Origin of the sequence: Microcystis sp. M31BS1 (assembly GCF_020245285.1) — a bacterium.
Classification (GTDB): domain Bacteria; phylum Cyanobacteriota; class Cyanobacteriia; order Cyanobacteriales; family Microcystaceae; genus Microcystis; species Microcystis panniformis.
In genome coordinates this window covers 1-9,585 of record NZ_JADBVE010000132.1, presented here as the reverse complement: position 1 = coordinate 9,585, position 9,585 = coordinate 1, and the positions used below count along the sequence as shown (strand labels likewise).

General features: G+C 45.6%; 11 protein-coding genes. 5 read left to right on the top strand and 6 right to left on the bottom strand.

All coding sequences use genetic code 11. The features are described 5' to 3' along the window. Positions 1 to 116 precede the first annotated feature (116 nt). Both IM509_RS07520 and pyk read right to left on the bottom strand, forming a co-directional pair. On the bottom strand, positions 117 to 632 hold the full coding sequence (locus tag IM509_RS07520) for a 2,3-bisphosphoglycerate-dependent phosphoglycerate mutase (protein ID WP_272079328.1): 516 nt from the start codon (positions 630 to 632) through the stop codon (positions 117 to 119). A gap of 185 nt (positions 633 to 817) precedes the next feature. Next, a complete protein-coding gene (pyk, locus tag IM509_RS07515) occupies positions 818 to 2,239 on the bottom strand; it encodes a pyruvate kinase (RefSeq protein WP_185237185.1) in 1,422 nt (473 codons plus the stop codon). A gap of 211 nt (positions 2,240 to 2,450) precedes the next feature. On the opposite strand from pyk, the gene bchM reads away from it, so the two are divergent. The 5 genes from bchM to IM509_RS07490 all read left to right on the top strand — a co-directional run bounded on the left by bchM (position 2,451) and on the right by IM509_RS07490 (position 5,213). Next, positions 2,451 to 3,143 carry a magnesium protoporphyrin IX methyltransferase gene (bchM, locus tag IM509_RS07510; RefSeq protein ID WP_052275412.1) on the top strand — a complete coding sequence of 231 codons (693 nt, stop codon included), beginning with the start codon at positions 2,451 to 2,453 and terminating at the stop codon, positions 3,141 to 3,143. 3 nt (positions 3,144 to 3,146) lie between these two features. After that, positions 3,147 to 3,914, top strand: coding sequence for a 3-methyl-2-oxobutanoate hydroxymethyltransferase (gene panB, locus IM509_RS07505; RefSeq protein ID WP_052275413.1), 768 nt, complete (start codon positions 3,147 to 3,149; stop codon positions 3,912 to 3,914). Continuing rightward, positions 3,907 to 4,425 (top strand): peptide-methionine (S)-S-oxide reductase MsrA, encoded by a 519-nt coding sequence (msrA, locus tag IM509_RS07500; RefSeq protein WP_185237186.1) that lies wholly within the window; start codon positions 3,907 to 3,909, stop codon positions 4,423 to 4,425. Before panB ends, msrA begins: the two co-directional genes overlap by 8 nt. 27 nt (positions 4,426 to 4,452) lie before the next feature. After that, the gene (locus tag IM509_RS07495; protein ID WP_002782143.1) at positions 4,453 to 4,761 is read left to right on the top strand and encodes a carbon dioxide-concentrating mechanism protein CcmK; all 309 of its coding nucleotides are present in this window, start codon (positions 4,453 to 4,455) and stop codon (positions 4,759 to 4,761) included. A gap of 104 nt (positions 4,762 to 4,865) precedes the next feature. After that, positions 4,866 to 5,213, top strand: coding sequence for a carbon dioxide-concentrating mechanism protein CcmK (locus IM509_RS07490; RefSeq protein ID WP_002733188.1), 348 nt, complete (start codon positions 4,866 to 4,868; stop codon positions 5,211 to 5,213). Positions 5,214 to 5,475: 262 nt separating this feature from the next. Here IM509_RS07490 and IM509_RS07485 read toward each other — a convergent pair whose 3' ends face one another. From IM509_RS07485 to cbiT, 4 genes are all read right to left on the bottom strand, one after another. Further along, positions 5,476 to 5,883, bottom strand: coding sequence for a hypothetical protein (locus IM509_RS07485; RefSeq protein ID WP_002771222.1), 408 nt, complete (start codon positions 5,881 to 5,883; stop codon positions 5,476 to 5,478). A gap of 78 nt (positions 5,884 to 5,961) precedes the next feature. Beyond that, complete coding sequence (gene cobA, locus IM509_RS07480; protein ID WP_185237187.1) at positions 5,962 to 7,479, bottom strand: uroporphyrinogen-III C-methyltransferase; 1,518 nt, start codon at positions 7,477 to 7,479, stop codon at positions 5,962 to 5,964. A 79-nt stretch (positions 7,480 to 7,558) separates the two neighbouring features. Beyond that, entirely contained in the window at positions 7,559 to 8,476 is a 918-nt protein-coding gene (locus IM509_RS07475; protein WP_072924174.1) for a phosphatidate cytidylyltransferase, read from the bottom strand. Positions 8,477 to 8,518: 42 nt separating this feature from the next. Further along, positions 8,519 to 9,109 carry a precorrin-6Y C5,15-methyltransferase subunit CbiT gene (gene cbiT / locus IM509_RS07470; RefSeq protein WP_072924172.1) on the bottom strand — a complete coding sequence of 197 codons (591 nt, stop codon included), beginning with the start codon at positions 9,107 to 9,109 and terminating at the stop codon, positions 8,519 to 8,521. Between the last annotated feature and the right edge of the window lie 476 nt (positions 9,110 to 9,585).

The window sequence follows — 9,585 nt, the reverse complement described above, 5'->3', positions numbered from 1 at the left end:
TTCATAATAAATTTGGCAGAGGATTAAAGATTAGTTATTGTGACTAACTATTTTGATTAGAAAAAGATAAACTTGAGAATCTTCAGTCAAATTTATTGACTCAAAATTAGCTGTACTTAATTTAAATGAATCAACCCTAGTGCAACCCGGGCGACGGTATCCTCTAAACTTTCACCTCCGGGAGGACGGGTAAAATAGGATCTACGCCATTCCTTAACCTGTGCCTCTCCGAATTTAGTGGCAGTTTCGGCTTTATTTAAACCCTGTAAATCACCATAATAGCGTTCGTCGATGGCCTGACTGGGAAAAATCGGAATTTCCTGACTGGGATCACCATCGTACCGATCCCAGCCGTGCCAATCAGGATCATCGCTATCGTGTTTAAAAATAGGGATTTTACCGGCGCGAATTTCATCACACTCAGTCAGACAAATTATTGCCGTTTCCATAGTGCGAATTAGGAGACTGGTAAAACAAACATCGATCGTGATATTGGCTTCTTTCAGTTTACAGGCAGCGATCATCGCTTCCGCACGACCGCGTTCACTTAAGGGAACATCGACCCATCCAGTGAATTTATTGGCCGCATTCCAAAGACTTTGGCCGTGACGAATTAATACAAGTTTTGACATGAGTTTTCTTGGGAAGTGGGGAAGTGGGGAAGTGGGGAAGTGGGGTGTGGGGTGTGGGGTGTGGGGTGTGGGGTGTGGGGTGTGGGGTGTGGGGTGTGGGGTGTGGGGTGTGGGGTGTGGGGAGAATAAATAGAAATAATCTCCTGTCTCCTATCTTCTGTCCCCTGACTCCCGACTCCTAGAACTTACGAAATGGTGTGAATTTTGAGGAAATTGGTGCCTTTAGTTTTCTGCATGGGAATTCCCGCCATAATCAGGATTTTATCGCCCGATTGCGCTAGATTTTTCTGAATTAGAATTGATTCCGTTTGCTTTAACACATCCTCAAAGACGGACACCTGATGATCAAGAAGAATCGGGATCACACCCCAGACTAGATTGAGACGGTGATAGACGCGTTTGTTGGGAGTCATGGCAATCACAGGAACTGAGGGACGTTCCTTAGAAGCCAGTAGCGAAGTGTAGCCAGAGGTGGTAAAAGTAACAATATAACGGAGATCAAGGGTTTGATCGATCGCCACCAAAGCCTCACTGAGAGCGTGAGTTTCATCGGACTGATTGGGGGGAGCATTATCAAACTTCACATCCGCTTCCACATCATGGGCGATTTTGGCCAACATAGCCACCGCTTTGACGGGAAAATCTCCCACTGCTGATTCCCCCGATAACATCACCGCATCGGTTCCATCGATAATTGCATTAGCCACATCACTGGCCTCGGCCCGAGTCGGTCGGGGATTGTGAATCATGCTTTCTAACATCTGGGTGGCAGTGATGACGGGAATAGTTTTCATGTTGCAGAGTTTGATAATGCGTTTTTGCAACATAGGGACTTTTTCGGGACTCAATTCTACCCCCAAATCGCCCCGGGCCACCATAATTCCGTCACATTCCTCGACAATTGACTCTAAATTTTCGATCGCTTGCGGTTTTTCAATTTTAGCCATCACTGGCACATCCCCATGATTTCTCTCGGCTAAAAATGCCTTAATCGCTTTGATATCTTCTCCTTTACGAACAAAACTGAGGGAAACCCAATCAACCCCCTGAGAAAGACCAAATTCTAGGTCTTGTTTGTCTTTTTCGGTCATGGAAGGTAAACGCAAATTGAGACGGGGTAGATTAACTCCCTTGCGACTCTTGAGAATCCCTCCTTCCAACACTTGACATTTTAGGTTTTTTCCGTTAATTTCAACGATTTTTAGCTCTAATAAGCCATCATCAAGGAGAATTTGCTCACCTAACTTGGCTTCCTCGGCCAGATAGGGATAATCGATCGAAACGGTGTTCGCTTCTCCCCGATACTCATCCATGGGGACAAGGGTGAGATAATCGCCGTCGTTGATGGTAATCGAACCATTGGGGAGATTACCAACGCGAATTTTTGGCCCTTGTAAATCTTGCAAGAGAGTGATAGGATTGTCTAATTCTTGAGAAATTTGCCGTAAAAGGCTAACAACTCTCGCATGATCCTCGTAGCTACCGTGGGAAAAGTTTAGCCGCGCTACATTCATCCCCGCACCGATCATTTCCTTGAGGACTTCCGGCGAATTACTGGCAGGGCCGATCGTGGCTACGATCTTAGTTCTATGGGTGATAATTGACATGGAACCCTTACTAATCGATCTTGGGACGATTACATGATATTCACTTTAGGTTAACTAACGGTGAAGCGGAAAACAAATTAAGCTTTTCCACAGAGTTGCAATCGCTCCCGGTCCTCTCCTTAGCAGTCAGGAGTCAGCTATCAGCGGCAACGGTTGAGAGCTTTCACGGTACGATAAACTAATAACCATCTCCGCTCGTTTAGATTTCGTTATGACCAACACATTAGACGATAAAGCCATAGTCAAGGACTATTTTAACGCCACGGGATTCGATCGCTGGCGCCGGATTTATGGGGATGGCGAAGTTAACAAAGTACAAAAAGATATTCGCATCGGTCATCAACAGACGATCGATACTGTTATCGGTTGGTTAGAAAGTGATGACAATTTGCCCGAACTCTCGATCTGTGATGCCGGTTGTGGAGTCGGTAGTCTTAGTATTCCCCTTGCTAAAGCGGGCGCAACTATTTTCGCCAGTGATATTTCTGAGAAAATGGTGACAGAAGCCAAGGAAAGAGCAGCCAAAGAGTTAGCAGATACCGGTAAACTCACCTTTGCCGTTCAAGATTTAGAAGCATTAACCGGCCAATATCACACAGTCATCTGTCTTGATGTTCTCATTCACTATCCCACAGAAGAAGCATTAGGAATGATTAAACACCTGGGATCCCTAGCTCAATCCCGTTTAATCCTCAGTTTTGCTCCTAAAACCTGTTTATTAACCATTCTCAAGAAAATTGGTCAATTTTTCCCAGGTCCGAGTAAAACCACTCGCGCTTATCAACACAAGGAAAAAACTATTATCGCCGCTCTCAACGAAAATGGCTTTAAAATCGAACGGACGAGTATGACTAGCACTCGTTTCTATTTTTCCCGTATCCTCGAAGCTGTCCGCAGTGAATAAATAATGGCAGTCACCACCAGCAAATTAATCGAGTGGAAACAGCAAAAACGCGCGATTGTCACCCTCACAGCTTGGGATTATCCGATCGCGCGACTGCTCGATCGAGCAGGAATTGATATTATCTTGGTAGGTGATTCCTTGGCTATGACCGCTTTGGGCTATCCTACCACTTTACCGATCACCCTCGAGGCGATGATTCACCACGCGGCGGCCGTGTCTCGCGGGGTAAAACAAGCTTTAGTTGTCTGTGATTTGCCTTTTCTCAGCTATCAGGAAAGTGTCAGTCAGGCAATTCACTCGGCGGGAAGGATGTTAAAGGAAGCGGGAGTGCAAGGGGTAAAATTAGAGGGAGGTTATCCCGCTATGATCGAGACTATTAGCCGTTTAACCGAGATAGGCATCCCTGTTATGGGTCATATCGGATTAACTCCCCAGTCGGTGCATCGCTTAGGATACCGTCAGCAGGGAAAAACCCCATCGGATGCACAAAGATTAATCGAGGAAGCTTTAGCCTTGGAGAAAGCGGGAGTATTTGCCCTGGTTTTGGAACATATTCCCGCCAATTTAGCCGCTACTATCACCGATAAATTGACTATCCCGACGATTGGTATCGGTGCGGGGGAAGATTGTGATGGTCAGGTGTTAGTAACGGCGGATATTCTAGGATTAACCGAAAAAGCTCCCCCTTTTGCCAAAGTTTATGCTAATTTAAGCGAGACAATTACAAAAGCAGTTCTGGAATTTGCCAAGGATGTGAGGAGAAATGAATAGCGGCGAAAAAGCCACCTTTGGGGCCGGTTGTTTTTGGAAAACCGAGGACGCATTTCGGCGTTTATCGGGGGTTTTAGCGACTTCTGTGGGTTATATGGGGGGACATTTCCCCAATCCTAGTTATCTCGATGTGTTATCGCGAATTACCGGTCATGCGGAAGTGGCACAAATTGCCTATAATCCCCAAGAGATAAGCTACGAGGCGTTATTAGCCGTTTTTTGGTCAATTCACGATCCGACTCAGTTAAATCGCCAAGGACCGGACCGGGGAGAACAATATCGATCGATTATTTTTTATCACACCCCGGAACAAAAGTTAATCGCCACCGCTTCCAAGGGTCAACTACAACTATCGGGAAAGTTCCAGCAGGATATCGTTACTTTGATCGAACCCGCAGGAGATTATTATCGGGCCGATCAGTCCCATCAACAGTATTTAGAGAAAAAACAGGCTCGATCGGTCGAGGATTTCCAGAAGAAAATATCAAAACAGGTTCGGGGTATAATGTAAAATTGCTTTCGCAGGAGATCAGGAAAAATGCCCGAGGCGGTCGGAGTCATTCAAACGTTGGGTTTTCCCCCCGTTTTAGCGGCGGCGGATGCCATGGTTAAAGGGGGACGAGTCACCCTAGTTTATTTTGATCTAGCGGAAAGGGGCGAATTTTTAGTGGCGATTCGCGGTCCGATTTCCGAGGTTAAACCAGCAGTAGAGGCAGGATTAGCGGCGGCGATGACCGCTTTTGGTGGTAATGTGGTCAGTCATTACATCGTACCGAATCCTCCAGAAAATGTACTGGCGGTTTTACCAGTGCAGCATACGGCTAAGTCGGACCGTTTTCGCAGTTAATTTCCCTAGGGATTGGCCCCAAACTAGACTATAGTTAAAGACTGGAAAATAGATTGGATTCTATCAATTGAACTTATCTGATTTTTGTTATTAGGAGTTAATTTATGACAGCCCAACCCGCGGTGGGATCGATCGAGACCAAAGGTTTCCCCGGTATTCTAGCGGCCGCCGATGCGATGGTAAAAGCAGGACGGATCACGATTGTTGGTTATTTAAGGGCAGGAAGCGCCCGTTTTACCCTCAATATTCGTGGGGATGTACAGGAGGTAAAAACCGCTATGGCTGCCGGCATTGAAGCCGTCAATAAAACCGAGGGGGCAGCTTTAGAAACCTGGGTAATTATTCCCCGTCCTCACGATAACGTGGTGGCTATTCTACCGATCGATTATAGCGAGGCAGTGGAACCTTTTCGCGCTGCTGCCGACGGTGCGATGGCACCAATCCGTCGTTAATATTCAAGGTCAATTTTTTGTTACTGGTTGGAACTTGTCTAGTTCCAACTTAGTTTTTAATGATGATTTAAGTTGGCTCTTCGGTTTGTGTTATGCAATGGACGGGGGTTATAAGGGATGTAACCCTTATATAGAAAGGCATTTAGCGATTTTTGTCAATTGTTTCTTATCTAGAGCGAACTAATCAATTAAGTCTCTTACCAGATAAGGATTTAGTCGATTTATGCCCCCCTATCGAACCATACCAAGTAACGAAGAGCCTTTAAGTTTTAGTCAGAAAACCGAATTTGATAATTGCTGCAACAGTTGCACCGATAACAGTGACTATCAAAGCCCATATTTGAGCCGTTGCCCTTTCTTTCAAGTCTTTGACATCTTCTTTGAGTTGGGAAACTTCGGTCTCTATTTTCGGCAATACTTCTAGTTTTGTTTCGATTCCCTTCAGGTTTCTGACATCTTCTTTGAGTTGGGAAACTTCGCCCTCTATTTTCGGCAATACTTCTAGTTTTGTTTCGATTCCCTTCAGGTTTCTGACATCTTCTTTGAGTTGGGAAACTTCGGCCTCTATTTTCGGTAATATTTCTAGTTTTGTTTCGATTCGCTCTAACCGATTGTCAAGTTTAGCGAGAATATCTTTTAAGTCAGTTTCAATGATAATAGGGTTACTCATGGGGAGATTCCTAGATTTTTATGGCTTTGTTTATTGTCAGGTTTGGGAATCGCCGTCTGTTTTACGGTGGCGAGGATATCAGGTCTTACTCGACTCGATTAAAGCGCTAGTCAACCCTTCTAGGGTGTATTCTTGCGCCTCGATATCAACACGACCAAATAACTCTTGACAGGTTTTTGAAGTTTGCGGACCGATAGAAGCCAGACAAACTTTTTCTAAGAGGGAATTAACTGATAATTCTGCCGTTTCTTGCAGCAATAACCGATAAAAATTCTGGACGGTTTTGGAACTAGCAAAGGTGACTATATCGACTTTCCCGTCTCGAAACGCTTCCCATATCTGACTATCCATGCGTGCGGGACATCCGGAATAATATGCGGCCACTTCCGTCACCTGACCAGCTTTGGCCGTTAATTCCTTAACTAATATCTCCCTCCCTCCCGTTTCCACGCGAGGAAAGAGGAATTTTTGCCCCCTAATCGGGTCGGGAAACTCGTTTACCAAAGCATCGGCGACAAAATCCCCCGGGATAAAATCCGCTTTTAATCCCCGTGAGTGTAAAACTTGGCTGGTTTTTTTGCCCACCACGGCGATTTTTACGGTCGCTAAAGCCCTAGCATCTTTTCCCCAAAATGTCAAGCGATCAAAGAAAAAATTAACAGCATTGGCAGAAGTTAAAATCAGCCAATCAAACTCTTTTAACTGAGCGATGGCATCGTCTAAACCTTGCCAACTGTCGGGGGGACGAATCTCTAAAGCGGGCATTTCTAGGACTTCTGCGCCTTGATTTTGCAAAATTTCGCTAAATTGACTCGTTTGCTCGGCGGCACGGGTAATAACAATTGTTTTACCGCCTAGGGGTGGGGGAGAGGACATAATCGCCAGATCCACAACTTGACCAATGACCATAATAGAGGGTGAGAGGGACACCCCGGCGGTTTGAGCGAGAATATTTTCTAAAGTGCCGCGCCAAATTTGTTGCTCCTTGCGTCCCGCCTGACGGATAATAGCGATCGAGTCGTGAATATTTCGCCCATTTTGGCATAATTTCTCGATAATTTGCCCTAAAGACTGACCAGCCATCAATAGTACCAGTGTATCAATTTTCCCTAAAGCTGACCAATCGAGAGACTCGGGCTCGTGAGCGCTCAAGACCGCAAAACAGCGACTAATATCCTTTTCGGTCAGGGGAATTCCAGCCAATAAAGGAGCGGCCAAAGCGGAGGAAATACCGGTTATCAGTTCAAAATCACAGCCAGCCTGCTTTAAGGCTAACATTTCAGGATATACTCGCCCAAAAACCCCCGGATCGCCACTTTTAAGCCGAATAACTCGTTTTCCCTCTTGACAATAATTAACCAGTATCCGATTAATCTGATTCTGCTCGGCCCCGGGTTGTCCCCCCCGTTTGCCCACATCCACTAAAACACAGGTTTTCGGCACTAGGGAGAAGATTTGACTATCCACTAGGGCATCGTACAGCAAAACCTCGGCCGTGGCTAAAATTGCTCGCGCTTGCAGGGTGAGAAAAATGCTCTGACCGATTCCCGCACCGAGAAGATAAACTTTACCCCGGGGATGGACGACTGCTGACATAATCGCAAATTTGGGTTTAGTCTTTAATTTAGCACTGGAGAACTGCCAAAAGCGCGGGGACTGGAGAAGAAACAAATTACTAACGCAACAAGGGCAGCAGTAAAGTGACGAAATAATATACTAGGGGAGCAGTGAAGACATAACTATCAGTGCGGTCGAGTATGCCACCGTGACCAGGGATTAACTGCCCGGAATCCTTGACCCCGGCATCGCGTTTCATCATCGATTCGGTCAAATCGCCCAATAAACTGACAATACCAATTAATAAGCCCAAAATTAAGCCCGTCAGCTGCCAATAGGGCCAATCTAAATACCAAGCACCCAACTCGGCCACCGCTATACTGCCTAAAATGCCAAAAAAGGAACCTTCCACGGTTTTTTTGGGACTAATCAGCGATAAACTGGTTTTCCCTAACCATTTTCCCATGATATAAGCTCCGATATCGGCGGCCCAAATGCAACCGAAGGCCAGAAAAGTCACCGTCAAAGCAGCGGGGAATAATTTCGGTTCCATCCACGATTCCGGCCAATATCCCATCAGGGGTAAGTTACTGGCCATGGCCACGGGACTACTTTCGGGGGAAAAACCGACCCGTAAACGAATCCAATAACTGGGTAAGTAACCACCGTAAAACAGACCGAGAATTGAGGTGGAAATGTCGGCAATTGTCGCCATTTTTGGCTGAAAGAGCAGATAAAAGCAAATTAACGCCCCAGCCAGGGGAAACATGGCATCGGTGAGGGGGGCCGCCATAGTTGCCGTCAGCAGTAGTAATTGTGAAACTACGAGAGTGGTTTTAGCGGCCGGTTCAATGCCTTTGGCGCGAACTAAGCGAAAATACTCTAATTGTCCCAAAAAGACGATAACACCGATGCCGAGGGTGAAATACCAACCCCCAACGATAATAATTCCCAGTGCGAAGGCAATGGCAAAAATAGCGCTGACAATGCGTGGCCAAGGCATGGTTAATCCAGAGAAGTTAGGCGGCATTGTCATAATTATATAGATTAAGAAAACTTTATGGAAGGTTATCCCCAATTAAAGTTTATCGCCGCTCAGGATAAACATGGGATCAACGGCGGCAAAAACTTGCTGAATACCCCTAGTTTCTAGGCGATTTACTGCCGCTTGGACAATCTCGATATTACGAGCCTGTAAATTAGAAAAGCCTTCGGAAAATTGATAGAGGGTTTCTAAATTATTGGCCGTAGCCACGATGCGGCCGTTGGGTTTCAGGTATTGCCACACTTCTTGCAGGACCGATTTAATCGGTTTGCCGCCCTCGATACAGACGCGATCGGGTGCTAGGGATATATTGGGCAGACAATCGGGCGCGCTGCCTTCAAAAACCGTAACATTTTTTACCCCAAAGCGCTCGCAATTACGGCGGATTAAACTGGCCACTTCTTCATCCCTTTCAATGGCAATAATCGGACTATTGGGGCATAATAAGCCAATTTCAACGGGAATAGTGCCGGTTCCTGCGCCGATATCCCAGAAAACCCCCCCATCACCTAACCTCAAAGCGGAAATCATCAATAATCTCACCTCGCGTTTACTCAAGGGAATCCCGGGCAAACGTTCAAACAATTCATCGGGAATACCGGGGGTTTTATATAACCAAGTCATGGGGAATCAATTATTGAGAAGCTTCACTACCAAGCATTATTATATAAATTTGTCCAAGTTTCTTTATTAAGTAAACAGGGACTTTTCTAGTGGGACTTAGGCGTTTTCGGTCAGCAAAAAAGGCTCAAACCATTACGGGACAAAGGGTTAACCTCGATTGATGATTTTCCTTGATATATCTGGGTTTCAGCGATTTTGGGCTTCTCGAAGTAAATCCCAAGCGGGGATTGGAGTTGAGGCTTTTCTCGATTTGTTTTTTGTCTAAGTCCCACTAGAGATAAAACCCTGATTATAGGAAACTATTACCGAAAATGTCGGATGAATGCCCCCGCTACATTTTTCAACAAGATACTCACCAATAACAGTTAACAGTTAACAGTTACCAGTTATCAGTTTTTCCCCCACTGTTAACTGATAACTGTTCACTGACAACTGAAGAGACACCATGGGTTAATAAATTAAACTCTCAAGCTCGT